The sequence below is a fragment of the Actinomadura sp. GTD37 genome, from assembly GCF_041951365.1.
Classification (GTDB): domain Bacteria; phylum Actinomycetota; class Actinomycetes; order Streptosporangiales; family Streptosporangiaceae; genus Spirillospora.
This window is the reverse complement of sequence record NZ_JBGNUS010000003.1, coordinates 71507-97361: the sequence shown is the minus strand read 5'-3', so window position 1 is coordinate 97361 and position 25855 is coordinate 71507. Positions and strand designations below refer to the sequence as shown.

At 72.8% G+C, this 25855-nt stretch carries 24 protein-coding genes and 1 pseudogene; 5 read left to right on the top strand and 20 right to left on the bottom strand.

Annotation, left to right across the window (positions count from 1 at the left end; translation table 11 throughout):
• Window positions 1-20: 20 nt before the first annotated feature.
• The 12 genes from ACA511_RS18870 to ACA511_RS18815 all read right to left on the bottom strand — a co-directional run bounded on the left by ACA511_RS18870 (window position 21) and on the right by ACA511_RS18815 (window position 11627).
• On the bottom strand, window positions 21-1658 hold the full coding sequence (locus ACA511_RS18870; protein WP_375025695.1) for a CocE/NonD family hydrolase: 1638 nt from the start codon (window positions 1656-1658) through the stop codon (window positions 21-23).
• Between the two features lie 326 nt (window positions 1659-1984).
• Window positions 1985-2713 carry a FadR/GntR family transcriptional regulator gene (locus tag ACA511_RS18865; RefSeq protein WP_375025694.1) on the bottom strand — a complete coding sequence of 243 codons (729 nt, stop codon included), beginning with the start codon at window positions 2711-2713 and terminating at the stop codon, window positions 1985-1987.
• A gap of 174 nt (window positions 2714-2887) precedes the next feature.
• Window positions 2888-4087 carry a cytochrome P450 gene (locus ACA511_RS18860; RefSeq protein WP_375025693.1) on the bottom strand — a complete coding sequence of 400 codons (1200 nt, stop codon included), beginning with the start codon at window positions 4085-4087 and terminating at the stop codon, window positions 2888-2890.
• Between the two features lie 16 nt (window positions 4088-4103).
• Window positions 4104-4529, bottom strand: coding sequence for an acyl-CoA thioesterase (locus tag ACA511_RS18855; protein WP_375025692.1), 426 nt, complete (start codon window positions 4527-4529; stop codon window positions 4104-4106).
• A 55-nt stretch (window positions 4530-4584) separates the two neighbouring features.
• The gene (locus tag ACA511_RS18850) at window positions 4585-5034 is read right to left on the bottom strand and encodes a MaoC family dehydratase (protein ID WP_375025691.1); all 450 of its coding nucleotides are present in this window, start codon (window positions 5032-5034) and stop codon (window positions 4585-4587) included.
• Entirely contained in the window at window positions 5034-5471 is a 438-nt protein-coding gene (locus ACA511_RS18845) for a hypothetical protein (RefSeq protein ID WP_375025690.1), read from the bottom strand. Before ACA511_RS18845 ends, ACA511_RS18850 begins: the two co-directional genes overlap by 1 nt.
• A 5-nt stretch (window positions 5472-5476) precedes the next feature.
• Complete coding sequence (locus ACA511_RS18840) at window positions 5477-7027, bottom strand: AMP-binding protein (RefSeq protein WP_375025689.1); 1551 nt, start codon at window positions 7025-7027, stop codon at window positions 5477-5479.
• A gap of 16 nt (window positions 7028-7043) precedes the next feature.
• Window positions 7044-7451 (bottom strand): nuclear transport factor 2 family protein, encoded by a 408-nt coding sequence (locus tag ACA511_RS18835; protein WP_375025688.1) that lies wholly within the window; start codon window positions 7449-7451, stop codon window positions 7044-7046.
• 35 nt (window positions 7452-7486) lie between these two features.
• Window positions 7487-8326: a mycofactocin-coupled SDR family oxidoreductase gene (locus ACA511_RS18830; protein WP_375025687.1), complete on the bottom strand. Its 840-nt coding sequence runs from the start codon at window positions 8324-8326 to the stop codon at window positions 7487-7489.
• A 142-nt stretch (window positions 8327-8468) separates the two neighbouring features.
• A complete protein-coding gene (locus ACA511_RS18825) occupies window positions 8469-9686 on the bottom strand; it encodes an NAD(P)/FAD-dependent oxidoreductase (protein WP_375025686.1) in 1218 nt (405 codons plus the stop codon).
• A 1-nt stretch (window position 9687) separates the two neighbouring features.
• Entirely contained in the window at window positions 9688-10476 is a 789-nt protein-coding gene (locus tag ACA511_RS18820; protein ID WP_375025685.1) for an amidohydrolase family protein, read from the bottom strand.
• Window positions 10473-11627 (bottom strand): acyl-CoA dehydrogenase family protein, encoded by a 1155-nt coding sequence (locus ACA511_RS18815; protein WP_375025684.1) that lies wholly within the window; start codon window positions 11625-11627, stop codon window positions 10473-10475. Before ACA511_RS18815 ends, ACA511_RS18820 begins: the two co-directional genes overlap by 4 nt.
• Before the next feature lie 98 nt (window positions 11628-11725).
• Here ACA511_RS18815 and ACA511_RS18810 point away from each other — a divergent pair.
• Window positions 11726-12433 (top strand): annotated as a pseudogene (locus tag ACA511_RS18810) (SDR family NAD(P)-dependent oxidoreductase); the annotation flags it as partial.
• Here the strand turns inward: ACA511_RS18810 and ACA511_RS18805 are convergent.
• The 7 genes from ACA511_RS18805 to ACA511_RS18775 form a co-directional block, all read right to left on the bottom strand.
• A complete protein-coding gene (locus ACA511_RS18805) occupies window positions 12333-13664 on the bottom strand; it encodes a CaiB/BaiF CoA transferase family protein (protein WP_375025683.1) in 1332 nt (443 codons plus the stop codon). The pseudogene ACA511_RS18810 and the gene ACA511_RS18805 sit on opposite strands and share 101 nt — an antisense overlap.
• A gap of 5 nt (window positions 13665-13669) precedes the next feature.
• Window positions 13670-15142 (bottom strand): aldehyde dehydrogenase family protein, encoded by a 1473-nt coding sequence (locus ACA511_RS18800; RefSeq protein ID WP_375025682.1) that lies wholly within the window; start codon window positions 15140-15142, stop codon window positions 13670-13672.
• Window positions 15143-15182: 40 nt separating this feature from the next.
• The gene (locus tag ACA511_RS18795; RefSeq protein ID WP_375025680.1) at window positions 15183-16073 is read right to left on the bottom strand and encodes an HpcH/HpaI aldolase/citrate lyase family protein; all 891 of its coding nucleotides are present in this window, start codon (window positions 16071-16073) and stop codon (window positions 15183-15185) included.
• A gap of 126 nt (window positions 16074-16199) precedes the next feature.
• The gene (locus ACA511_RS18790) at window positions 16200-17843 is read right to left on the bottom strand and encodes an AMP-binding protein (protein WP_375025679.1); all 1644 of its coding nucleotides are present in this window, start codon (window positions 17841-17843) and stop codon (window positions 16200-16202) included.
• Window positions 17844-17925: 82 nt separating this feature from the next.
• Window positions 17926-18966, bottom strand: a complete 1041-nt coding sequence (locus ACA511_RS18785; RefSeq protein ID WP_375025678.1) for an LLM class flavin-dependent oxidoreductase — start codon at window positions 18964-18966, stop codon at window positions 17926-17928.
• 55 nt (window positions 18967-19021) lie between these two features.
• Window positions 19022-19792 carry an SDR family NAD(P)-dependent oxidoreductase gene (locus ACA511_RS18780; protein ID WP_375025677.1) on the bottom strand — a complete coding sequence of 257 codons (771 nt, stop codon included), beginning with the start codon at window positions 19790-19792 and terminating at the stop codon, window positions 19022-19024.
• A gap of 114 nt (window positions 19793-19906) precedes the next feature.
• Window positions 19907-21076 carry an acyl-CoA dehydrogenase family protein gene (locus ACA511_RS18775; protein ID WP_375025676.1) on the bottom strand — a complete coding sequence of 390 codons (1170 nt, stop codon included), beginning with the start codon at window positions 21074-21076 and terminating at the stop codon, window positions 19907-19909.
• A 135-nt stretch (window positions 21077-21211) separates the two neighbouring features.
• Between ACA511_RS18775 and ACA511_RS18770 the strand changes: the two genes are divergently transcribed.
• The 3 genes from ACA511_RS18770 (at window position 21212) to ACA511_RS18760 (ending at window position 24012) form a co-directional block, all read left to right on the top strand.
• Window positions 21212-22393 carry a thiolase family protein gene (locus tag ACA511_RS18770; RefSeq protein ID WP_375025675.1) on the top strand — a complete coding sequence of 394 codons (1182 nt, stop codon included), beginning with the start codon at window positions 21212-21214 and terminating at the stop codon, window positions 22391-22393.
• Window positions 22394-22418: 25 nt separating this feature from the next.
• Complete coding sequence (locus ACA511_RS18765) at window positions 22419-23183, top strand: SDR family NAD(P)-dependent oxidoreductase (RefSeq protein ID WP_375025674.1); 765 nt, start codon at window positions 22419-22421, stop codon at window positions 23181-23183.
• A gap of 64 nt (window positions 23184-23247) precedes the next feature.
• Window positions 23248-24012 (top strand): crotonase/enoyl-CoA hydratase family protein, encoded by a 765-nt coding sequence (locus tag ACA511_RS18760; protein WP_375025673.1) that lies wholly within the window; start codon window positions 23248-23250, stop codon window positions 24010-24012.
• Between the two features lie 24 nt (window positions 24013-24036).
• On the opposite strand, the gene ACA511_RS18755 is transcribed toward ACA511_RS18760, so the two are convergent.
• Window positions 24037-24804 carry an enoyl-CoA hydratase/isomerase family protein gene (locus ACA511_RS18755; protein ID WP_375025672.1) on the bottom strand — a complete coding sequence of 256 codons (768 nt, stop codon included), beginning with the start codon at window positions 24802-24804 and terminating at the stop codon, window positions 24037-24039.
• Window positions 24805-25053: 249 nt separating this feature from the next.
• Here ACA511_RS18755 and ACA511_RS18750 point away from each other — a divergent pair, with 249 nt between their 5' ends.
• Window positions 25054-25794 (top strand): FadR/GntR family transcriptional regulator, encoded by a 741-nt coding sequence (locus ACA511_RS18750; RefSeq protein WP_375025671.1) that lies wholly within the window; start codon window positions 25054-25056, stop codon window positions 25792-25794.
• Window positions 25795-25855: the final 61 nt, after the last annotated feature.

The following is a 25855-nucleotide window of genomic DNA, read 5'->3' as shown; positions in this document are numbered from 1 at the left end:
CCGTTCCGCGTTCTCCGATGTCAACGGGTAGGGAGGGGAATAACCGGCAAGATGAGGCAGGAGGGATGGAGCGGTCCATGGTGCAGGCGCTGCTCCCGGACCGGTGAGCCCGCGGGCACGGCGAGATCGAAGCGCGGAAAGCAGCTCGCCGCGACGTCCAGCCGGATCCGGTGGCCCCGCTCGAACGCGTAGGCGGTGGAGGACATGCGCACCTCGATCTCGCGGACGTCCCCCGTCAGGTCGACCCGCAGGATCCCGTCGCACACCGACATGGCGCGCCCGTCGGGCTCGACGTCGACCAGCCGTGCCACGAAGTCCGCCGGCCCGGCGTCCCCGGAGACGAACAGCCGCGCGGCCACCGGCCCGATCGCCTCCAGCGGCGCCTCCAGGGGCGCGGAGGTGAAGGACAGGACGTCCGGCCTCGCCTCGACCGCTCGCTGGTCCCGCGGGCCCGAGTTCGCGGAGATGAACAGGCCCGGCAGGTAGGTGGCGCCCCCGGTGGCCGGCACGGGGTCGGCCGGATCATGCCTGATCACCTCGACCTCGTCCGGGCCCGTCCGCTCCCCGGCGGTGAGCAGGCCCTTCGCCGCGTCCGCCCCCAGGCGGAACGGCACGTACTCCGCCCGGACCGGCGGCCACTCCTGCTCGTCCCGCCACTCGTCGGCGCCCATGACGAAGATCCGGACCGGCGGGCCGGTGACCTCCGCGCCGTCCAGCACCTCCTCGAACCACCGCAGCTGGACGCCGCCGAGGTCGACCGCCGCCGCACTCGACCGCGGCCCGAACCACCGCTCGGGGAACCAGCCCGAATGCGCGCCGTGCGCCCACGGGCCGACCACCAGCCGCGACGACGCCGAACGGCTCGCGGTGACGTGGCCTTCGAGAGTCCCGTCGAGGAAGATGTCGTGCCAGCCCCCGATGCTCAGCACCGGGACCTCGCCCTGGTAGATCTCGTCCGGCCGGGGCACGCGGTCCGGCAGGTCACCGCCGAGCCAATCGGCGGCGTACGGCGCCACGTCGAGCAGCCGCGCCGCGAGATCGGCCGGCGGGCCCGCGTACACGCCTCCCGCACTCGCCGTCAGCTCCGCCAGCAGGGCGCGCGCCGCCGCCACGTCCTCGCCGCGCGCCGCCCGGCGCGCCAACTCGGACGGGACGAGCGACTCGGCCATCCACAACGCGACGAACCCCAGTTGCAGCGCCCCACCGGACCTCGCCCAGCCGTCGCGTACGTCCGCCGACGTGGTGGCCGGCGCGATCGCCTTGAGCCCCGCGGGCCCCGCCGCGGCCGCCGACCACTGCGTCGTGCCCGTGTACGAGCCGCCGGCCATCACCACGCGCCCGTCGCACCAGGGTTGCCGCGCCAGCCAGTCGACCGTGTCCGCGCCGTCCGCCTCCTCGGCGACGAACGGCTCGAACGTCCCTTCGCTCGCGAACCGGCCGCGGGTGTCCTGCACCGCGACGGCGAAGCCCGCCTCGACGGCACGGCGGACGTCCAGCCAGTTGTTCACGATCCCCGTCGACGACTTCCCGTACGGGATCCGCTGCAGGATCACAGGACCGGGACGGTCTCGCCGCATCCCGTACACGTCGGTGGCGAGCCGGACGCCGTCCCGCATCGGGACCATGAGGTCCAGGCTCACCAGCATCTCACTGCTCATCCGTCAAGTTATAAGGGTTACAAGCTTGGCTGCACCAGGGGTCCCTCCGGGGCATTGGCGCTGGTGGGTGGTTCCGGGCGAAGAACGACTGCGGTCGCGCCGGGGCGATCCGGAGGCGGACGGGAATGTGTTCAGCGGCCACATCAGCAGCGCGCGCGGGCCTTGCCCGAGAACCAATAGCGCGCCGGTGGCGGTGATGTTGCGGGGCGGCGTCGTCGGCCGGTTCTCCCCGGCGTCGTGCTCAGCGCCCCCCGGCGTCGCTGACGACGTCCGCTACCGGCGGTCGGCCGGGCGGTGCCGGAAGGTCGCCGCAGTGCGAGGCGCGGTCAGCGCCAGCCGACGATCTCGTTCATCAGGGCCGGCTGCCTGCGCTTGACGTAGGCGGCGTACTCCTCCATGTGCTCGCGCATGAGGCTCTCGGCGAGGCCGGCGTCGCCGTCGGCGATGGCACGGGCGACCGCCGCGTGGGCGTCGCGGACCTTGGCGCGGCGGGTCTTGGGAAAGAACAGCCCGCTGACCCGCGCATGGAAGATCGTTCCCAGTGCGGCGCTGAAGAGGTTGAGCATCCCGTTGCCCGACATGGACGCGACGAGGCGGTGGAAGTCGCCGCTGTAGTTGAGGTACTCGTCGTCGTTCTCAAGCGGCGTGCCCTCGGCGAGGGCGGCGAGCCGGGACAGCGCCTCGGGATCCCGGCACTCGGCGGCGAGGCGGGCCATGACGGGCTCCATCACGAGCCGCGCCTCCATGAGTTCACGGAAGGTCATCTGGCCGGCCTGGAAGTACAACGTCGACATCTGGCCGAAGGCGGCCGGGCTGACGCCCGTCACGATCGGGCCGCCGCCGGGGCCCGGCTTGATGGAGATCAGGCCGTGCACCTCGAGGATCCGCAGCGCCTCGCGCAGCGAACCGCGGCCGACTCCGTACTCCTCCAGCATCTGCGCTTCCGAGGGCAGCGGCGTGCCGGCGGGCAGTCCTTCCGAGCCGATCTTGCGCACGATGTCCTGTGCGACCGCCTCGCCCACCTTCAGGCCCCGCTTGATCTGCGGTTGCGCCACCCAGGCCCCCTCTGACGGATCAATGACAACCATCATTATGGTGCACAGGCAGTCCGGACGATCCGGGCGCGTGCCGCCGCGGGGCACGGCGGCGCGCCGCCGTGCCCCGGCATCCGGCGATGACCTGGTGCTCGGCTCAGCCGGGGGGTACCCGCGCGACGTCGGCGCCCGCGTTCACGACGTGGGCCGGAACCGCAGCCGCAGCGACAGCGGCGCCCGGGTGAACAGCCCGCTCGGCTGCGCCGGTTCGAGCAGCTCGATGTCGTCCATCGCGTCGAGCAGTTCGTTGGTCGCGACCTCGACCTCGGTCTTGGCGAGCATCGCGCCGACGCAGAAGTGCCGGCCGAAGGCGAATCCGGTGTGGTTGGCGGCCGCGGCGAACGCCTTGCCGAAGTCCAGGTCGGGACGGGTGATGTCGAACCGGTCCGGATCGGCGTAGCGCTCCGGGTCGCGGTTCGCGGCGGCGATCAGGCAGATGACGGTGGCGCCGGCGGGGATGGTCCCGCCGGACAGCTCGACGTCCTCGGCCGGCTGCCGCATGATCATCTGGACGGGCGGCGCGTGCCGCAGCGTCTCGGCGAAGGCGTTCGGGATCAGTGCGCGGTCCGCGCGGACCATGGCCAGCTGCTCGGGGTCGCTCACCAGGCTCAGCATCATGTTGGCCATCGCCTTGTCCGTGGTCTCGCCGCCGGCGACGAGCAGCAGGCTGACGAACGCCTTGATCTCCAGCTCCGACATCCGCTCGCCGTCGATCTCCGCAGTGCACAGCGTGGACAGCAGGTCGTCGCGCGGCTCCGCGCGGCGCGCGGCGATGTGCGGCAGCATGTACGCCTGCAGTTCCTCCTTCGTCCGCAGGCCCCGGTCGATGACGCCCTGGTCCTGGGACAGGTTGCCGAGGAACGCCATGATCGCGGTGTACCAGCGGTGGAACAGGACGTGGTCGGTCTTCGGCAGGCCGAGCATGTCCACGATCACGTTGATCGGGAAGCGGGTGGTGAAGGCGTCGACGAGGTCGACCTCGCCCGCGTGCCGGAACCCGTCGACCAGGTCGCGGGCGTTGTGCCGGATCACCGGGGTGAACTTGGCGGTCAGCTCGCTGCCGCGGAAGGCCGGCGAGACCAGGCCGCGGTGGATCGAGTGCTCGCGCCCGTCCATCTGCAGGATGGTGCGGCCGTGCACGGGCTCCAGCTGCCAGCTGTAGTTGTCGGACGTGAACACCGGGTCCTTGAACGCCCGCTCGACGTCCTCGTACCGGCTGATCACATAGGCGTCGAGCCCTTCGTGGAAGGACAGTGGCGCGGTCTCGCGCAGCGCCGCCCACACGGGGGCGGGGTCGGCCTGGCATTCGGGGGACATGATGTCGATGACGGGCATCGGACTGTTCCTTCCGTTAAGACCTGAACGCGGACTCCGGCAGGCTGCGCAGCGCGTCGAGGATGCCGTCCGGGATGGGGGCCTTGACGCCGTCGGGGCTGCGCACCGCGAAGACGATCTCGCCGTGCGCGACGAGATCGCCGCCCCGGACGAAGTCGAAGCCGACGGTGTAGGAGGTGGTGCCGAGATGGTCGAGGACGGCCTGGCAGGTCAGCTCGTCGAAGACCTCGCACTGCATGAGGTACCGGCACGACGACCGCATGCCGACCGTGTAGACGCCGAATTGGCCGATGAGGTCGGCGGAGTGGATGCCCAGGCTGTACAGCCAGCCGCTGTAGGTGCGTTCCATCCACGGATAGAACATCGCGAAGTACGCGATACCCAGGGCGTCGCAGTCGCCGTAGGAGAGCCGGAACGTGAGCCGGTCGGAGGATTCGGGCATACGGGTGCTCCAAAGTGTCAGATGGCCGGGCGGTCGGCCCGTCTCGGCCCGGCGGTCAGCCCGTCTCGGCCGGGGCGGGCGGCTCGGGCGGCTCGGGCGGCTCGCAGGTCACCGACGCCGTGCCGGACAGCACCGTCCCGCCGCCGACGACGTCCAGCCGGACCTCGCAGTCGGCGACGGTCGCGCCGTCCTCGTCCCGCACGTCCGTGACCGTCCCGGCGGCGCGCAGGTGGTCGCCGGCGAAGACGTTGCCGGTGAACCGCAACCGGATCCGGCGCAGCCGGTCGTGTCCGCCCGACCACGACGCCAGCATGTCCAGGACGTAGGCCATGTTGGTGGGGCCCTGGTTGACCGGCCGGTCGCCGAGCCCGGCCGCGCGGACCGCCTCGACGTCCCAGTGGATCGGGTTGCCGTCGGACAGCAGGGCGGCCATCGTCTTCATCTTCTCGGCGTCGACCGAGGGGATGTCACGGGGCGGCAGCTCGTCGCCGATCCGCACGGTCATCAGGTCCTCCTCGGGAAGACGATGGAGTTGCGGCAGACCGCCGCCGGGCCGTCGGCCTGATCGTGCAGTTCCAGCTGGTACCGGACCAGGTCGAAGACCCCGGCCCGGCGGCCCTGCTTGCGCTCGGCCGCGTAGACGAACCCGTCGACGCGGTACTCCGCGCCGACGAGCAGCGGGCGGGTGATCTCGATGTCGCAGTCGCCGAACAGCGGGCCGTCCGCGGCGGTCGCTCCGAACCACTCGAACAGCTCGTCCCACGAGACTCCCATGGCGCCGGTCGCCGCGATGAAGACGAACACCGGGTGGGCGTGCTCGCCCCCCTGGGGGGCGAGCACGGCGTCGGCGGTGAGCCAGGCCCGCCACGGCGTGATGGTGTAGGCGCCGCCGGGGAACCGGCGGCCCACCATCGCGGCGAGGTCCTGCTCGCTGAACGTCACGGCCGTCACACCTGCCGGTCGGACTCGGCCCAGTACGGCGCCCGCAGGTCCCGCTTGAGGATCTTGCCGGTCGGCGCCTTCGGCAGGCCGGCCACGAAGTCCACCGAACGCGGCTTCTGGTACGAGGCGAGGTTCTCGCGCGCGACGGCGATGATCTCCTGCTCGGTGGCGGCGGTGTCCGGCTTGAGCACGACGACGGCCTTGACGGCCTCGCCCCACTCGTCGTCGGGCACGCCGATCACCGCGCACTCCAACACCGCCGGGTGCTTGGCGATGGCCTCCTCGACCTGCACGCTGTAGATGTTCTCCCCACCGGAGATGATCATGTCCTTGGCGCGGTCGACGATGAAGACGTAGTTCTCCTCGTCCCAGGTCGCCAGGTCGCCGGTCCACATCCAGCCGTCGCGCAGCGTGCCGGCGGTCAGGTCGGGCCGGTTGTAGTAGCCGATCATGTTCGCCTCGGACCGGACGATGATCTGCCCGGTGGTGCGGCCGTCCTTGGGCACTTCGCGGCCCTCGGGGTCGACGACCCGGACCGCGGTGACGAACCCCTCGCGACCGCAGGAGCGCAGCCGGTGCTCGTTCCGGCCGGCGACCGCGTTCGCGTGGTCCTCCTGGGAGAGGAAGGTCATCGTGGTGCCCTCGGTCTGCCCGTACCCCTGGATGAGCGTGCACGGGAAGGAGTCGAGCGCGGCGCGCACGATCGCGGACGGCATCGGCCCGCCGCCGTACTGGATGTTGCGCAGGCTGGACAGGTCGTAGTTCGCGAACCCGGGGACGGCCATCATCCAGTTCAGCATGGTGGTGATGCCGAGGAACGCCGACACGCGCTCCGCCTCGATGATCTCCAGCGCCTGCTTGGCCTCGAAGTTGACCAGCACGAGCGGACAGCCGTGCTTCATGTAGTTCATCGAGAGCACGATCGGGATGTGGTACATCTGCCCGGTCAGCATGTACACGTCGCTCGGCACGATGCGCTCGGCGACGGTCTGGTTGAGCATGCCCATGGCGGCGCTGCGGTGCGAGTGCAGCGCCCCCTTGGACTCCCCGGTGGTGCCGCCGGTGTACAGGATGAAGAACGGATCGTCCTCGCCGACCTTGTCGGTCCAGATCGGCTCGGCGTCCGAGGCCGCCGCGACCAGGTCCTCGTACGAGCCGTCGCCGGCGCCGTACTGGAGCCAGTGCGGCACGTCGACGAGCCGCTGCAGCTCCGCGGCGGTCTCCCGCCACTCGGGCGCGACGACGACCAGCTTGGGGCGGGCGTCCTCCAGCAGCCGGCCCAGTTCGGCCGGGGCCAGCCGCCAGTTCAGCGGCTGCAGCACGAGTCCGGCGCGGCCGGCCGCGAAGTACAGCTCCTGGTACTCGATGCTGTTGCGGCTGAGGACCGCGATGCGGTCGCCGGTCTCCAGCCCGAGACCGCGCAGCCCGTTGGCGAGCCGGCGGATCCGCTCGTCGAGGTCGCGCCAGTTGATCCGGCGGTCGTTCGGGACGTCGTAGATCGCCTGAGCGGACGGCGTCAGCGCCGCCCACTTGGCGGGGATCAAGCCCTGGTTCATGGTCCGGCCTCCCTCGTCAGTAGGGCAGGTCGAGGGCGATGTGCCGCTTGGACAGCCGCCACTCGCCGCCCTCCTTGACGAGCTGGTCCTGGTACTTGCCGCTGGACAGCACGCGGATGGCGCCGTTCTCGACGGCGATGAGGGTCAGGTAGGACTCGGTGGTGGCCGAGGCGGCGTCCTCGGCGCGGATGATGATGTTGGTGGTGAGGTGGCGGCGCTGGTCGGTCTGCGCGGCCAGTGAATCGCGCATCAGACCCATGATGGCCTCCCGGCCGTCGAACGGGCCGATCAGGTCGCCGCCGGCGATGGTCATGGTGAGCACCGCGTCCTCGGTGAAGCACTCCGCCATGGTGTCCGGGTCGTTCTCGTCGTAGGCGAGCGCCCAGCGGTGGAAGACGTTCTCGATGTCGCCTCGTGCGGACATGGTGTTCCTCGGTTCGGTTCGATGGGGTGGGCGGATCACTTCACGTACGCGCCGGCGTCCACCGGCAGGGCGACACCGGTGATGTACCGGCCCTCGTCGCTGGCCAGGAACAGGATCGCGTTGCTGATGTCGGCGCTCTCCACCCAGGGCACGGGCAGGGTGTTGAGCGAGAGGAACCCGGGCATCGCCTTGTCCTGGCTGGGCTCCGGGTCGCCCGGCGAGAACATCGCGTACGTGCCGGGGTTCTGGATCATGATCGTGTCGACGTTCGTGGGGTGCACGGTGTTGACGCGGACCCGGTGCGGGCCCAGCTCGTTGGCGAGAGTGCGCATCAGGCCGACGATGCCGTGCTTGGCCGCGACGTAGTGCGCGACGTGCTGGACGCCCTTCAGCCCGCCGATCGAGCTGGTGAACAGGATCGATCCGCCCTGGCCGGCCTCGATCAGCGCCGGGATCGCGACGCGGGCGGTGTGGAAGACGCCGGTCAGGTTGACGTCGATCATGTCGCGCCACTGCTCGGCGGTCAGCTCCCATGCCTTGCCGTAGGTCGCGATGCCCGCGTTGGCCACGACGGTGTCGATCCGGCCGAGCTCGGCCAGGCCCTCGTCGAACGCCTTCTGCAGGCCGGCCAGGTCGCGCACGTCGGCCTTGCGGGCCACGACGCGGCGGCCGAGCGCCTCGACCTGGGCGGCCGTCTCGGCCAGTTCGTCCTCGGTGGCGAGCGGGTAGTACGGCGTGACCGTGTCGATGTTCTCGCAGATGTCCACGGCGATGATGTCCGCGCCCTCTTCGGCCAGGCGCACCGCGTGGCTGCGTCCCTGCCCGCGCGCCGCCCCGGTGATGAAGGCGACCTTGCCTGCCATGCGACCCGTCATTCGTGTCTCCTCGTGGGCGGCGAGCGGCCAGTGCTCGCGGCGGGGCCGTTAATCTCTGATAAGGATAAGCATCGTTATAACGGTCAGGGAAGAGCCGGTCAACTGTTTCCGGGAGATTGCGCGCGAACTCGCGAGGTCGCCCTCAGCCGCGGAGATCATCGACTACGGACGGCCACGACGCGCCCTCGGACAGCGACCGCCGCAGCCGGACCGCCTCCTTCGCGGCGTTGAGCGCGACGACGCCCTGCATGCGGCCGTCGCCCCCGGCCACCGCGACGAACCGATCGCCCTCGGGGTCTCCGTCGAGCACGACGACCTCGTCGGCCGGACGCACCCGTCCGAAGATCTGCAGCCTGGCGCCGAACTGGTCGGACCACACGTACGGCACCGGGTCGTACTCGGTGGGCGTGCCGCACAGGGTCGCCGCGACGGCCGCGGCCTGCTCCCCCGCCGCGGTCCAGTGCTCGGTGCGCAGGGTCGTCCCGTACCGGCGGGCCCGCCAGCGGGCGACGTCGCCGACGGCGTACACGTCCTCGACGCCGACGGCGGCCAGCGTCTCGTCGCAGACCACGCCGTCGTCCAGGGTCAGGCCGCAGCCTTCGAGCCAGTCCGTGGCCGGCCGCGACCCGACGCCGACGACCACGACGTCCGCGGGCAGCTCGGTGCCGTCGTCGAGTTCGACCGCCGTCGGCCGGGCGCGGCCGTGCAGCCGGACGACCCGGCGGCCGAGCAGCACGCGCACCCCGTGCGCGGCGTGCCGGACGGCGGCCGCCGTGCCGAGCCGGCCGCCGAGGCCGCGCCCCATCAGCGCCTTGTCCGCCTCGACGATCGCGACGTCCAGATCGAGGGCGCGGCACGCGGAGGCGATCTCCGCGCCGATGAAGCCGCCGCCGACCACGACGACACGCGCCCCGGCGGTCAGCGACGCGCGCAGCGCCAGCGCGTCGTCGAGCGTCCGCAGGACGTGGACGCCGGTGGACGGCCCGTCCATCGCCGGGTCCGGCAGGGCGCGCGGGACGGACCCGGTCGCGACGACGAGCGCGTCGTAGCCGACCCGCGTGCCGTCCGCCAGCGCGACGTGCCGGGCGGCCGGGTCGAGGCCGACCGCCGCCCGGCCCAGGCGCAGATCGACGCCGAGCCCGGCGAACCGCTCCGCCGACAGCAGCGCGATCCCGGCCTGGTCGACGCGTCCGAGCAGGAAGCCCTTCGACAGCGGCGGCCGGTCGTAGGGCGGGTGCGGCTCGGCGCCGATCATCGTGATCGGGCCGGCCCATCCGCCGCGGCGCAGCCCCTGGGCGGTCCGCGCGCCGGCCAGTGACGCGCCCACGATCACGGCCCGCGCCGGACTCTCCCGCGGCACGTCAGGCCAGGCCCAGCAGCGCGGCGAGCGTGCCGCCGAGGATCGCCGACTCCTCCTCCGGGGCCAGGCCCCAGGACCGGACGGCGGCGATCTCGGCGGCCGGGTCCGCCATCGGCCAGTCCGAGCCGAACACCATCCGGTCGGCGCCGTGCGCGGCGACGATCGCCCGCATCCGGTCGGCGTCCAGGTCGGACAGGCGGGGCGGCCAGGAGGTCTCGAGCACCGCGCGGGAGCCGACCACCAGCTCCTCGGCCTCGTCCAGCCGGTGGTACCCGCCGTAGTGGCAGGCGATCAGCCGCAGGTGCGGCACGGCGTCGAGCAGTGCCCGCAGGTGCCGCGGCGCACCGCGGTCGTTGGCCCGGTCGTCGCCGCCCGCGCCCGCGTGCGTGATCACGGTGACGCCGGCGTCCGCCAGCGCGCGCGCCAGGTCCACCACCGCCGGATCGGCGAGCGACAGGTCCTGGAACAGCGGATGCAGCTTGACCCCGCTGATCCCGTTGTCGGCCAGCGAGCGCAGGTTCCGGTCGATCGGCAGCCCCGGATGGACGGTGCCGAACGGCGTGAACCGCTGCCGGTCCACCGCGCCGATGAACTCGTTGGTGCGCTCAACGTTCTTCGCGATCCCGGCGATGCCGAGGGTCATCGCGTGGTCGATGCCCGCCGCGTCCATGGTGGCGGTCAGCCCGGCGACGGTTCCGTCGAACCGGGCGTCCAGGCCGGCCGGGCGGCCCGCCAGGACCCGCGGCGCGATGTGGTCGGGCCAGACGTGGCAGTGCGCATCAATGATCATGATTGGGCGGCCTTCCTGGTGAGCTGCCGGGCCAGCGAGTCGTAGATCACCTCGGTGGAGCCCTCGTAGATCCGCATCGGCCGCGCCTCGCGGTAGAACCGTTCGAGCGGCGTGCCGCGGGTCAGCCCGAACCGGCCGGCGACCTGCACCGCCCGGTCGACGACCCGGCCGGCCGCCTCGGTGGCCCCGACCTTGGCCATGGACGACAGCCACAGGTTGGCGAGCGGGTCGCGGGCCGCCGCGGCGGCGGCCCGGTACGTCAGCGAACGGGCCATCTCGATCTCGGTCCACGCGGTGGCCAGGTGCTCCGGGACGGACCCGAGGCGGGCCAGCGGCATCCCGAACTGCTCCCGGCCGACGCTGTGCCGGACGGCCTCCATCAGGGCGGCCTCCGCCATCCCGACCGCGGCGCCGGCGACCGAGACCCGGAACGTGGCGAGCGTGGCCAGCACCAGCTCGAACCCCTGGCCGGGGGCGCCGATGCGATGGTCGGCGGGCACCTCGGCGCCGTCGAGGACGACGTCGCCCAGCACGTGCGGCGCGATGATCTGGTGGGGGCTGCTGGTGGTCAGGCCGGGCGTGTCCGCGGGGACCAGGACGAGCGAGTAGCCGTCGCCCTCCCGCGCCAGCACGGCGTAGGTGTCGGCGTCGCCGGCGTTGGTGATGAACGACTTGTGACCGGTGAGCCGGAGCCGGCCGGCGCGCTCCTCGGCGGTCGTGCGCAACGCCTTGAGGTCGGAGCCGGCGTGCGGCTCGGTCACGGCCAGCGCCGCGATGGCGTCCATCGACGCGACGGCGGGCAGCCAGCGGTCCCGGACCGCGTCCGTGCCCGCGCGGGCGAGCGCGAACGTCCCGATGCCCTGCATGGCGAAGAGCGAGTCCAGGTGCGCGCTGACCGCGGCCAGCGCCTCGCGCACCACGGTGGCGGCGAGGGAGTCGACCTCCGCGTGCCGCCCGCCGTAGGCCGCGGGGACCAGCACGCCCGCCAGGCCGCTCGCGGCGAGCGCGGCGCGCATCCCCGGGTGCACCCGGTCGGCCTCGTCCGCCTCGGGCGCCAGGTCGCGGACGGAGTCGGCGAGGGCCCGCGCCTCCGCCTGCAGACTCCGGTAGTGGTCCGGCAGCTCGTAGAGCACCGGCTGATCGGCGACCATCGCACCCAACTCCTCAAGGTCGGATAATTCATGCATACTATAACAAGGAATTTCTGCAACGCCAGATCCCGTTCGGGACACCGAGAAAGGACCTCCGCATGCCGGACAACGCGCCCCCTCTGCCGCCCGACCTGCCGTTCGCGGGCCGCGTCGTGCTCGTCACCGGCGGCAGCCGGGGGCTCGGCCGGGCCATGGTGGCCGGGTTCGCCCGCGCCGGCGCCGACGTCGTGATCGCCAGCCGGGACGGCGACGCGTGCGCCCGCTACGCGGCGGAGATCAGCGCCGCGACCGGCGTGGCCGCCCTGCCGTACGGCGTGCACGTCGGCCACTGGGACGAGCTGGACGGCCTCGCCGACGCCGCGTACGACCGCTTCGGCCGGGTCGACGTCCTGATCAACAACGCCGGCATGTCGCCGCTGTACGACGACGTCGCCGAGGTCAGCGAGGAGCTGTTCGACAAGGTCATCGCGGTCAACCTCAAGGGCGCGTTCCGGCTGACCGCGCTCGTGGGCAGCCGGATGGCCGAAGGCGCCGGCGGGTCCATCGTCAACATCTCCAGCCGGGCCGCGGACCGGCCCCGGCCGGGGCTGCTGCCGTACGCGGCGGCCAAGGCCGGCCTGAACGCGCTGACCGCCGGGTTCGCGCACACCTTCGGGCCCTCGGTCCGGGTCAACGCGATCATGGCCGGCACCTTCTTCACCGACGTCAGCCGGTCCTGGGACCGGGCCGCGTTCGGCGAGCGCGCCCAGCGGTTCGCCCTGCGCCGCGGCGGCGAGCCGGAGGAGATCGTCGGCGCCGCGCTGTACCTCGCGGGCGACTCGGCCTCCTACACCACCGGCGCGGTGCTGACCGTGGACGGCGGCCAGCCCTGAGCGGACGGGTCTCCGCCAGAAGCTCGGCGAGCACCTCGTCGGTGTGCTCGCCCACGGACGGGACGCCCTCGTAGCTCGGCCCGTCCCACCGCGACAGGTGCAGCACCGGGCCGGGCATCAGCACCCGGCCGAGGACGTCGCTGCCGGTGATCTCGACCAGCGTCCGGTCCAGGAAGTGCGGGTCGGCGGTGATGTCACCGGCGTCGTTCACCGCCGAGGCGACCACCTCGTGCTCCTCCAGGACGCGCAGGATCTCCGCCCGCGGCACGGACGCCACCCAGTCGCGGACCTTCGCCTGGACCACCGCGTCGTTGGCCAGCCGCGCCTCGTTGGTGGCGAAGCGCGGATCGTCGAGGACCTCCGCCGCGCCCATCGCGGTGAACAGCCGCACCGCGATGCTCTGGTTGGACGCCGCGATGGCCAGCCAGCCGCCGTCCGCCGCCCGGTAGATGCCGCGCGGCGAGGCCGACCCGGTTCCGTTGCCGACACGCTGCTGCACATGCCCGGTGGCGGTGTAGTTCAGGATCATGTCGCCGAGGATGAACATCAGCGGCTCGTACAGCGCCACGTCCACGACATCGCCCGCGCCGGTGCGCTCCCGGCGGAACAGCGCCATCGCGGTGCCCATCGCGGCGGAGATCCCCGCGATCGAGTCGGCGAAGCCGAACGGCGGCGAGGTCGGCGGGGACTCCGGCCAGCCGTTGGTGAAGGCGAAGCCGCTCGCCGTCTCGGCGACCGTCCCGAAGCCGGGACGCTCCCGGTACGGGCCGGTCTGCCCGAAGCCGGACAGCCGGGTCAGCACGAGCCCCGGGTTCTCCGCGCTCAGCGCGTCGTAACCCAGCCCCCATGCCTCCATCCGGCCCGGCCGGAACGACTCGATCACCACGTCGACGGTCGCGGCGAGCCGGCGGACCAGCTCCCGTCCGTCGTCCGTGCGCACATCGATGCCGACCGACCGCTTCCCCGCGTTGAGCCGGCTGAAGCCGAGCGACAGCCCGTCCTTCATCGGCGTCCACTGGCGGGCGAAGTCGCCGGCGGCCGGGTCCTCCACCTTGATCACGTCGGCGCCGAAGTCGCGCAGCATCCGGCCGCAGGTCGGCGCCGCGTACATGGTGCCGAGCTCCAGGACACGGACGCCGCGCAGCGGCGCGCTCCGATCGTCCACGCCGGTCACACCCGCCACTGGATGTGCTGGACTTCGAGGTACTCGCGCATCCCCCACTCGCCCAGCTCGCGGCCGACGCCGGAGCGCCCGAACCCGCCGAACGGCGCGTCCGGCCGCATGCTGCCGCCTCCGTTGATCCACACCGTGCCGGCCCGGATCCGCTCCGCGACCCGCCGCCCCTCGGCGAGATCGTCGCACCAGACGTTGGCGGCGAGCCCGTAGGCGGTGTCGTTGGCGAGCCGGACGGCCTCGTCGGTGTCCTTGAACGGCAGCACGACCGCCACCGGGCCGAAGATCTCCTCCTGCACGGCGCGCGCGCCGGGCGGCAGGTCGCCCAGCAGCACCGGGTTCACGAACCAGCCGCGCTCCGGCAGCGGCCGCGTCACCTCCAGCAGCCTGCGGCCGCCCTCGGCGACCGAGTCGTCGATGAAGCCGCGCACCCGCGCCTGGTGGTCGGGACGGATCATCGGCCCGATGTTGGTCGCCGGATCCCACGGGTCACCGACGATCATCTGGTCGAACGCCTCGGCGCTCGCCGCGAGGAACTCCTCGTACAGCGAGTCGTGCACCAGCAGCCGGGCCAGCGCCGCGCAGCCCTGGCCGCCGTTGCGGGACCAGCGCAGGTGCATCTCCGCGGCGATCTTCTTGACGTCCACGCCGGGCAGCACGATGCTCGGCGACTTGCCGCCGAGTTCGAGGGTGACGCCGGCGAGGTTGCGGGCCGCCTGCTCCATGATCCGCGCGCCGACGCCGTCGGAGCCGGTGAACGACACCCGGTCGACACCGGGGTGGGAGGACAGCCGGACGCCGACGTCGGCCTGGCCGATGATGACGTTCATGACGCCCGGCGGCAGCTCCGCCTCCCGCAGCAGCTCGCCGAGGAACAGCGTGGTCAGCGGCGTCCGCGGCGACGACAGCAGCACGACCGTGCAGCCGGCGGCCAGCGCGGCGCCGAACTTGAAGACGGCCAGGTTCAGCGGATAGTTGTAGCCGGTGATCGCGGCCACCACGCCGACCGGCTGGTGGACCACGTCCGACATGGTCGGCACCGGCTGGTCCCAGGGCCCGAGGTGCTGGGTGCGGTCCACCTTGGCCGCCTCCGCGGCCCACCTCAGGTGCTGCTGCACGGCCATCTTGACCTGCAAGTACGCCGCCAGCGAGACGGGCGTGCCCACCTCGTTGACGATCGAGGGCAGCAACTCGTCGCCGTGCGCCTCCAGGACGTCGGCGAGCCGGTGGATGTGCCGGGACCGCTCCTCGCCGGACAGCGCCGCCCAGCCGGGGAACGCCTCGCGCGCCGCGGCGACCGCGGCGTCGACCTGGGCCGGCGACGCACCGCCGACGTTCGCGATCACTTCTTCGGTCGCCGGGTTGTGGACGTCCCAGCGCTCGCCCTCCGGATCGACCGGCCGGCCGCCGATGGTGAGCTGCCGGGTCGCCGGGATCCAGTGGCGCAGGGCCTCGTAATCGGTGTTCATAGGGTCATCCGTCGCTCTCTCTCGAAATACGGCCCGCGCATCAGCCCGCTCCCCCGCGTCCGGCGCGGGCGGCCGCGAGCCACTGGACGGCCTTGTCGTAGTGCGCCCGGTCGACGTGCAGCCCCCGGTAGCGCAGCGCGCCGCTGCCGGTGCGGGCGGCCGTCTCGTACGCCTCGACCATGCCCTGGTAGAAGGCGATCTCCTCCGCGCCCGGGGAGAACACCTCGTTGAGCGTCGCGACGTGCGCGGGGTGGATGGCGATCATGCCGCGGAAGCCGAGGCGCCGGCCGGCGCGGGCGAACTCGCGCAGCCCGTCGAGGTCGTCGACCCGCTCCCACAGCCCGGTGAGCGCGTGCAGGCCCGCCTCCCGGCAGGCCAGCAGCACCCGGCTGCGCAGGTAGAGCGTCTCGTGGCCCTCGGGCGTCCACTCGAACCCGACCTCGCGGGCGATGTCGGCGTGCTCGGCGGTCGGGCCGATCAGCGCGGCGACCCGCGGCGACGCGTGCGCGATCTCGCGGACGTCGTGGATCGCCCGCACCGTCTCGATCGGCACGATGTAGCGCAGCCCGCCGACGCCGCCGCGGATCTCGAAGTGGTCCAGCAGCGCGTCGTAGCGCAGCACGTCGGTGGCTTGATCGATCTTGGGCGGGAAGACCACGTCCAGGCCGGGCACGACCACGGCCTCCAGGTCCGCGCCGGTCTGCCGGGTGGCCAGGCCGTTCACCCGCACGCCGATGCCGACGTCCGGGTCGGCCGCCCGCAGCCGGGCGATCGAGGCGGCTACGGTGCGGCGCGCCTCGTCCTTCAGGTCGTCCGGCACGGCGTCCTCGAGGTCGAGGATGATCGCGTCGGCGCCGGACCTCAGCGCCTTGTCGGCCCAGTCCGGCTTGTGTCCGGGGACGAACAGGATCGAGCGGTACGGTCGTGGCATCAGCGGCTCCGTGGCAGGTCGTGGTCCCGCCGGTACGCGCCGCGGAACGGGCGGCGCGTCCCGCGGACGGCGGCGCGGACGTCCTCGTGCGGCGGGTCATAGGTGCGGTCCATGGCGGGCGTCCGATCAGCTCGCGGGCGCCGCGGCGCGGTCGCCGGTGTCCGGGGTGACGCCCTCGTCGCGCAGCACGGACTTGCGGATCTTCTCCGACGGCGTCTTGGGCAGGGCGTCGACGAAGCGGATGAACCGCGGGACGGCGAACGCCGGGATCCTGCCCTCGCAGAACCGCCACAGCTCCGCCGCGTCGACCGGCTCGGCGGCCACCACGACGGCGAGCACCTCGTCCTCGCCCGCCTCGATGTCGGCCTTGACGCCGAGCACCGACACCTCGAGCACCGCCGGGTGGCCCAGGATCGCCTGCTCCACCTCGTAGGAACTGATGTTCTCGCCGCGGCGGCGCAGCGCGTCCTTGTACCGGTCGACGAAGTAGTACCAGCCCTCCTCGTCGCGGCGCAGCGCGTCACCGGTGTGGAACCACAGGTTGCGCCACGCCTCGACGGTCTTGTCCGGCATGCCGTGGTAGCCGAGGCTGCACGTCCACGGGTGCTTCGGGCGGACGACGAGTTCGCCGATCTCGCCGACCGGCACCTCCGCGTCGGTGTCCGGGTCCACCAGGCGGATGTCGAACCAGTCCGCGACCTGGAGCCCGGCGGCGCCGGGCGGCCGGTCCACCCCGTACGGGGACAGGATCGGCGCGCTGGTCTCGGTCAGCCCGAACACCTCGACGAACGCCTCGATGCCGAACCGGCGCTTGAACGCCGCCAGCACGGAGGACGCGGTCGGCGCGGCGAACACCGCGCGCAGCGGGTTGTCGGCGTCGTCGCCGCGCGGCGGCTGCTTCCAGACGAAGTCCATCATCACGCCGATGAAGTTGGTCACCGTCACGCCGTCCGCGCGCACCTGGTCGATCCAGCGGCTGGCGCTGAACTTCGACCGGACGACCAGCCCGGCCCCGGCGATCAGGGCCGGGTAGGCGGCCATGAACTGGGCGTTGCCGTGGAAGAGCGGCGTGACCGTGAGATAGGTGTCCGCGGCGGTGAGGCGGGTGAGCGACACCACCTCCTGGCCGAAGAAGTACATCTGGGCGTGCGGCATGGCCACGCCCTTGGACGGCCCGGTCGTGCCGGAGGTGAAGAAGATCGAGGCCAGCGTGTGCGCGGCGGGCTCGGGCGGCGAGACCGGCTCGGCCTCGGCGAGCACGTCCCAGCCGTCGGCGCGGCGGCCCGCGGCCCGCAGCGCGCGCAGCGCCGCGTCGGCGTGGCCGGTGTCGATCACGAAGAAGTGCTCGATCACGTCGGCCGCGGCGCCGATCGCCAGGAACCGCTCGGCGTACACGTCGTCGACGACGACGAAGCGCGGCCGGGCCAGCGCGACCTGGTGGCGCAGGAACTCGCCCTCGTACGCGGTGTTGATCGGCGCCTCGACCAGCCCGGCCAGGCCGCAGCCGAGCCAGCTGAACACGAACCGCGAACTGTTCGCCGCCATGACCAGCACCCGGTCGCCCGCGGCGCCGCCGGCCGCCGCGAGGCCGCCCGCGACCCGCTCGGCGGTGGCCAGCGTCTGGCCGTACGTCCAGCGGCGCTCCTCCTCGGGCGTGATCAGGAAGACGCGGTCCGGCCGCACCCGCGCGTGGTGCCGCAGGACGTGCGCGACGTTCCAGGTCGCCGGGTCCGGGAAGTCGGGAACGAGGTCTGTGTAGTACCGCGTCATCGTGCGCAGTCCCCTGCCGTGCTGGCCGGACCGGCCGGTGCGGCCGGGGTCCGGGACGTTGTCGGTTCGATGTCCATGGCCGCTACTCGCCGGTCCCGTCCGGCAGCCCGGTGCGCGGCGTGACGGCCCGGATCGCCGGGACGACGTCGCGGCCGAGGCGGCCGATCGCGGTGATCGCCTCGTCGGCGTCCATCGACGGCCACTGCGGGCGCAGCAGCAGCGGGTCGACCGGGAGCGACGTGACGATGTCCACCAGCCGGGCCGTGACCTCGTCGGGTGTGCCGACGACGGCGTGCCCGGCGACCGCGGAGGCGAAGTCCGCGGCGATCTCGCTCTCGTCCATCACGTCGAGCCCGCGCTGGGCGTAGGACAGGTAGCGCCCCTGGGCCACCCGGGCGTACTCGACGACGGCCTGCTCGGTGGTGTCGGCGACCAGCACGTTGCGCCGCAGCGGCTGCGGGCCGAACGCCCTGCCCCGCGCGGCGAAGCCGTCGCGGACCACCGCGAACCGCTGGGCGACCTCGTCCAGCGGCGTCTCCGGCGGGCACGCGTAGGCGTCGCCGAGCCGGCCGGCCCGCCGGGTCCCGGCGAGGCTGTGCGCCCCGATCCAGATCGGGGGGTGGGGGCGCTGCTCCGGTTTCAGGTGCGGTCGGACGCCGTCCAGCTGCCAGAACCGGCCGTGGTGGGTCACCTCGTCCTGCGTCCACAGCTTGACGAGCAGGTCGAGGCACTCGTCCATGCGGGCCGCCCGTTCGGCGAACGGCACGCCGAGGTAGCCGAACTCCTCGGGCCGGTATCCGAGGCCGGCGCCGAACACCAGCCGGCCCTCGGTGACGACGTCCAGCGTGGCGATCTCCTCGGCCAGCAGCACCGGGTGGTACAGCGGGGCGATCATGATCTGGGTGACGAGCCGGACCTCCGGGCCGACCTCGGCGGCGAGCCGGGCGAGCAGCGGCACCGGCTGCAGCCAGCGCAGGTCGCCGTAGAGGAAGTGCTGGCCGATGGCGATGTAGGTGAACCCGTTCGCCTGGGCGGCCTCGACGATGCGCAGCACGTCGCGGAACTGCCGCGTGGGGGACACCGACGTCGGCACGTCGCTGAGGAGTAGACCTACCTGGACCATGACCGGACCTCCGGTTCGGCGAGTCGTCGTTGGAGTGGTGGCGTGACCGGTCCCCTCACTTGGCGGTGAGGCCGCCGTCGACCGGCAGCGTCACCCCGGTGATGAAACTGGCGTCGTCGCTGGCCAGGAACGCGACCACCGAGGCGATCTCGGTGGGCTGCGAGGCCCGGCCCAGCGGGATGCCGCTGACGAACTGCTCGACGAGTTCCGCTACGTCGGCGCCGGGCTCGCGGCCGAAGAACTGCGCGAGCATCGGGGTCTGGACGGTGCCGGGCGCGACGCAGTTGACCCGGATGCCGTCGGGGCCGCCGACCAGCGCGAGCGCGCGGGTCAGCCCGACGAGCGCGCTCTTGGTCAGCGAGTAGATCGGGCTGAACGGCGAGCCGACGAGCGCGGAGGTCGAGGCGGTCATGGTGACCGACGCCTTGCCTTCGCCCTTCTTGAGCAGCTCCCAGGCGAGCGTCGCGCTGTAGAACGGGCTCTTCATGTTGACGTCGATGTTGCGCTGCCACTCTTCGGCGCTGATGTCCAGTCCCGCCGCGCCGGGCATGCCGACCTGGTTGTGCATGATGTGCAGGCGGCCGTGCTCGGCGTCGACCCGCTCGTACAGGTCGGCCAGCGCCGCCGGGTCGGTGGCGTCGAGTTGCGCGGCGCGTGCCGAGCCGCCGGCGTCGGCGACCTCGCCCGTGACGGTCTCGGCCGCCTGGCCGGACAGGTCGGCGACGTACACGTGCGCGCCCTCGGCGGCGAGCCGGTGGCAGATGGCCCTGCCCATGCCCGAACCGCCGCCGATGACCGTGGCGACGCGTCCTTCGAGTCGGTTCACTGCGCGTTTCCCTTCATAGTTGTCGGTGGCCGGGCCGAGCCGCCGGTTCCGGCGGAGGCGCCGGCCGGGCGCGTGCGCCGCCCCCGGCGTCGCCCCGGCCCGGCCGGAGGCCCGTCAGCGCCGCTGGTCGAAGTTCCGTCCGAGCAGTTCGGAGACGATCCGGATGCGCTGCATCGTCGGAGTGCCCCCGGCGAGGGCCCAGCCGTGCGCGTCGCGGTGCAGCCGCTCGATGCCGTACTCCTCGGTGTATCCGTTCCCGCCGTGCAGTTGCATGGCCAGGTCCGTCACGCGTTTGGCCATCTCGTTCGCGGTGCACTTGGCCAGGGAGACCTCCAGCGGGTTCGGCAGCCCGTGCCCGGCGTTCTCCGCGGCCCGCTGGAGCAGCAGCCTCGCGGCCTCGACCTGCAGCATCATGTCGGCGACCGTCAACTGGATGCTCTGGAACTCGATCAGCGGCTTGCCGAACTGCGTGCGCTGCTGAACGTAGTCCAGCGTGAGGTCCAGTGCCGCCTGGCCGATGGCGAGGCTCATCGTGGTGTTGCCCAGGCGCTCGATCGAGAACGCGGTGAACAGGGAGCGGAAGCCGCCCGCGCCGATCAGCAGGTTCCGCTCCGGCACGACCACGTCATCGAAGATCACGTCCGCGGACGGGATGCCGCGGAAGCCCATGAGCCGCTCCGGTTCGCCGAAGCTCACGCCCGCGCGGTCCGCCTCGACGAGGAGCGCGCCCAGGCCCTTGGCCCCGGGCGCGTCGGACAGGCGGCAGTAGACGAGGTAGTGGTCGGCCTCGCCGCCGTTCGAGATCCACCGCTTCCGTCCGCGCAGGGTGTAGGCGCCGTCCGCGTAGGTGGCGCGCGTGGTCATGTCGGTCGCCGCGGATCCGGCGTCGGGCTCGGAGATCGCCACGGCGATCGTCGACTCGCCGGACACGACCCCGGGCAGCAGCGCCCGCTTCTGCTCGTCGGAGCCCAGCAGGCTCACCACCTGGGCCGGCCCGGTGTTCGCCTCGAACACCTGGAACGCCGCCGGGCGGCAGTGCTTGGCGAGCTCCTCGATGACGACGAGGGAGTCGGCGAGCGGCCGCCCGGATCCGCCGTACTCCTCCGGAAGGGAGATGCCCAGGAAGCCGAGCGACCCGAGGAAGCTCCGCTCCTCATGCGGGAAGGAGGTCCGCTCGGCATCCCACCGGGCGGCGTGCGGCGCGTAGCGCTCCCGCGCGACCGACGCCGCGAGGTCGCGGGCCTCCTGCTGCTCCGGGGCGCCCGGGACGCTGGCTCGGCTCATCACTGGCGGAGATCCCTCCGATCGACCAACTATGATATTGGTGAACATAGTTTCAAACGTCAAGCGCGACGTCCGTCGTTGTCCTGGCGTCACTTTACATGATAATCATACATATAGATAGCGAGGGGGTGAGCCGTGCCGGAAGCGGTGATCGTAGAAGCCGTCCGCTCCCCCATGGGACGCGGCAGGAAGGGCGGCGCGCTGGCCGAGGCGCATCCCGCCGACCTGCTCGCGCAAGTCCTGCGGGCACTGGTCGAGCGCACCGGGATCGACCCCGGCATCGTCGAGGACGTGCTGGTGGGATGCGTGGGCCAGGTGGGCGAGCAGTCGGCGACGCCCGGCCGGCAGGCCCTGCTCGCCGCCGGTTTCCCCGTGCACGTGCCGTCGGCGACGATCGAGCGCAAGTGCGGCTCGGGCCAGCAGGCCATCGACTTCGCCGTGCAGGGCGTGCTCGCCGGCGCGTACGACGTCGTCATCGCCGCGGGCGTCGAGTCGATGAGCAGGGTGCCGATGGGGTCCGCGCGGATGGGCCAGGACCCGTACGGACAGGGGGTCGCCGAGCGCTTCCCGATCCTGCCCCCGCAGGGCGTCGCCGCCGAACTCGTCGCGCAGCGTTGGGGCCTCTCGCGCGCCCGGCTCGACGAGTACTCCGCGCGATCGCACGCGCGCGCCGCGCAGGCGCGCGCGGCGGGACGGTTCGACGACGAGCTGGTACCGGTCCAGGCCGGCGGGGCGACCGTCCGCGCCGACGAGACGATCCGCGAGGGCAGCACACCGGCCGGCCTGTCCGCGCTGGCGCCCGCGTTCGCCGCGGAGCCGTGGCCGAGCCGCTTCCCCGACGTCGACTGGAAGATCACCGCGGGCAACTCGTCCCAGCTCACCGACGGCGCGGCCGCCATGCTCGTGATGAGCGAGCCGCTCGCCCGCGAACTGGGCCTGCGGCCGCGCGCCCGCGTGGTCGCCTCGGCCGTCGTCGGGGACGACCCGCTCCTCATGCTGACCGGCCCGATCCCGGCGACCGCGAAGGTGCTCGCGCGCTCCGGGCTGGGCCTCGCGGACCTGGCGGCGGTGGAGGTGAACGAGGCGTTCGCGCCCGTGCCGCTGGCCTGGCAGGCCGAGTACCCGGTGCCCGACGACCGCCTCAACCCGGTGGGCGGCGCCATCGCGCTGGGGCATCCGCTCGGCGCGTCGGGCGTCCGCCTGGCCGTCACCCTGCTCGCCCACCTCGAACACGTCGGCGGCCGGTACGGCCTGCAGACCATGTGCGAGGCGGGCGGCATGGCCAACGCCACCATCTTCGAATCCCTGCGGCGCTAGCGCCCGTCCCCGAAGGAGGAAGTCCATGGACCTCACCGGAGGCAGCGCCCTCGTGACCGGCGGCGCGTCCGGCCTGGCACTCGCGGCGACGCGGCGGCTGATCGGGCGCGGCGTGCCGGTCGTCATCCTCGACCTGCCCGCCTCGGCCGGCGCCGCGGTGGCGGCGGAACTCGGCCCCTTGGCGCGGTTCGTCCCCGGCGACGTCACCGAGCCCGCGGCGGTGGAGGCCGCCCTCGACGCCGCGGAGGAGCGCGGGCCCGTGCGGGCGCTGGTGCACTGCGCCGGACGGGGCGGCACCGTCCGGGTCGTCGGCAAGGACGGGTCGCCCGGCGACCTGGAGCTCTACGAGACGATCGTGCGGATCAACCTCGTCGGCTCGTTCAACGTGCTGCGGCTGACGGCCGCCCGGATGGCCGCGGCCGACCCCGTCGGGGAGGAGCGCGGCGTGTGCGTGCTGACCTCCTCCGTCGCCGCCTACGAGGGCCAGATCGGGCAGATCCCGTACGCGTCCGCCAAGGCCGGCATCGTCGGCATGACGCTGGTGGCCGCCCGCGACCTGGCCAGCCGCGGCATCCGGGTCGTCACCATCGCGCCCGGCATCTTCGACACGCCGATCCTCAGCCGGTTCTCCGACGAGATCAAGGACCGGCTGGGCGCCCAGGTGCCCAACCCCGCCCGGCTCGGCCGGGCCGACGAGTTCGCCCGGCTCGCCGAGCACATCATCGACAACCCGTACCTCAACGGGGAGACGATCCGTCTCGACGGCGCCGTGCGCATGCAGCCGCGCTGACGCCGCCCGTCCGTCCTACCGGCCCGAACCGACGACTCGACCCACTCGACCACATTGGGGTGCCATGTCCGCCACCGTCCGCCTCGACCGCACGGACGGCGTCCTGATCGTCACCATCGATCGCCCGGACGCCCGCAACGCCATCGACACCGCGACCGCGCAGGCGATCGCGGACGCCATGGACCTGCTCGACGACTCCGCCGACCTCGTCGCCGGAGTGCTCACCGGAGCCGGCGGCACGTTCTGCGCGGGCATGGACCTCAAGGCGTTCCTCGCCGGTGAGCGGCCCTCCATCGGCGACCGCGGCTTCGCCGGCATCGTCGAACGGCCGCCCGCCAAGCCGCTGATCGCCGCCGTCGAGGGGTACGCCCTGGCCGGCGGGTTCGAGATCGTGCTCGCCTGCGACCTGATCGTGGCGGCCGAGAACGCCACGTTCGGCCTGCCCGAGGTACGCCGCGGCCTCGTGGCCGGGGGCGGCGGGCTGATGCGGCTCTCCGAGCGCGTGCCCTACCACCTCGCGATGCGCTGGGCGCTGACCGGCGCGCACGTGCCGGCGGCCGGTGCGCACGCGGCCGGTCTGGTGGCCGAGCTGGTGCCGGCCGGCACCGCGCTCGACGTGGCGCTCGACCTCGCCCGCGAGATCGCCGCCAACGGGCCGCTCGCGGTCCGGGCCACCAAGCAGGTGATCACGTCGGCGCGGGACTGGCCCACCGCGGAGCAGTTCGTGCGGCAGCGCGAGATCACCGAGCCGGTGCGGTCCTCCGCGGACGCGCGGGAGGGCGCCGCGGCGTTCGCCGAGAAGCGGCGGCCGGTCTGGCGCGGCGTCTGAGCGGGCCGCCGGGCGGTCCGCCCGTCACTGCGGGTCGGGGAAGACCGGGGGACGCTTTTCGAGGAAGGCCGAGGCGCCTTCGACCATGTCCGCGCTGCCGACCGCCTGCACGAGCATGCCGAGCCCGTTCGTGAACGACGCCCGCGCGGCGTCCCACCAGATGTTCGAGCTCACCTTGGTGATCTCCAGGTAGCGCGGGCTGAGCAGCGCGATCTCCTCGACCCACCGCTGCGCCGCCGCCTCCACGTCCTCGTCGTCGACGACGGCGTTGACGAGGCCCATGCTCAGGGCGTCCGCCGCGGTGTAGCGGCGGCACAGCATGGCGATCTCCTTGGCCCGCTTCTCGCCGATCTGCACGCCCATGACGTTCGTGGCGCCGGTGACCGGCGAGCTGCCGACCCTCGGCCCGGTCTGCCCGAAGGTCGCCGACCGGCCGGCGAGGGCCAGGTCGCAGGCGACCACCAGTTCGTTGCCGCCGCCGGCGGCCGGCCCGCCGACGGCGGCGATGACCGGGCGCGGACACTGCCGGATCGCGTCGAAGAGGCGGAGGGACGCCCGGTACAGCTCGCGCATCTGCGCCGTCGTGGGGGTGCTGAGCGACTGCAGCGAGCCGCCGGCGCAGAAGCTGCCGCCGGACCCGGTGATGACCACCGCGCGGGCGGTGTCCGCGGACTCGACGGCCGCGGTGATGGCGGCGGCCATCTCGGCGTCGTAGGCGTTGCGCCGCTCGGGGCGGTTCAGCCTGATCCAGACCGCTGGTCCGCGCGACTCCACGATCACTGCGTCGGACATGAAGGCCGTCTCCTCGTGCTGGTGGGAGCGTGATCGCATGCGGCGGCGGGACGGGGCATCCCTGGGCGCATCGCCCGGCGCGCGGGGCGCCGATGCGCCGCCCGTAGGCGGAATCTCGCTGAAATCAATGCTAATCTTGCATATCAATTATGGTCCGGTCAACCGTGTCGGACCTGCGTGCGGACGCCGCCGCCCGCGGCGGGATGGAGGAGTGATGCCCAGAGGTCCGGGCCGTTCGCGAGGCGTCCGGTGAAGAATCCGCATCGGCCGCCCAAGGCGGCGATGTTGATCGCCCAGCGGATCGTCCGGGACATCGTGCGCGGGGACCTGCGCCCGGGCGACCTGCTCCCGCCCGAGCGCGTCATGCTGGAGACGTACCAGACCGGCCGCGGCACACTGCGCGAAGCGCTGCGCCTGCTCGAGTTCCAGGGCGCGATCACGCTGAAGCCCGGACCGGGCGGCGGGCCGATCCTGCTCGATCCCGACGCCTCCCACCTGGCCGGGACGGTCGTGCTGCTGATGCAGCTGAAGCAGGCGCCGTTCCGCACGATCGCGGAGGTGCGCAGCGCGCTCGAGCCGATGATCAGCGGGCTGGCCGCGACGCGCATCGACGAGGCGTCGCTCACCGGGCTCGACGGCACCATCGTGCAGATGCGCGCCCACCTCGACGACCAGCACGTGTTCCTTGAGGCCAACAAGCGGTTCCACGACATCATCGCCTGGTCGTCGGGCAACCCGCTGTTCGGCTACCTGGCCGACTCGCTGCTGGACATCATGGACGGGACGCTGGTCGGCGTCGACTACCCCGGCCCGCGGCGCAAGGCCATCCTCACCGCGCACGAGCAGGTGCTCGACGCCATCAAGTCGGGCGATCCGGCCGAGTCCGAGTCGCGCATGCGCGAGCACATCGGCGAATACGTGCGCTATGCCGAGCGCAAGTTCCCGGAGGTGCTCGATCAGATCGTCCCGTGGGACCGCGTGTTCGGCTGAACGCGCGCGGCCCGGACCGCGGGGCCGCGCCCCGGGGCCGGATCGCCGGGCCGGCCCGCGC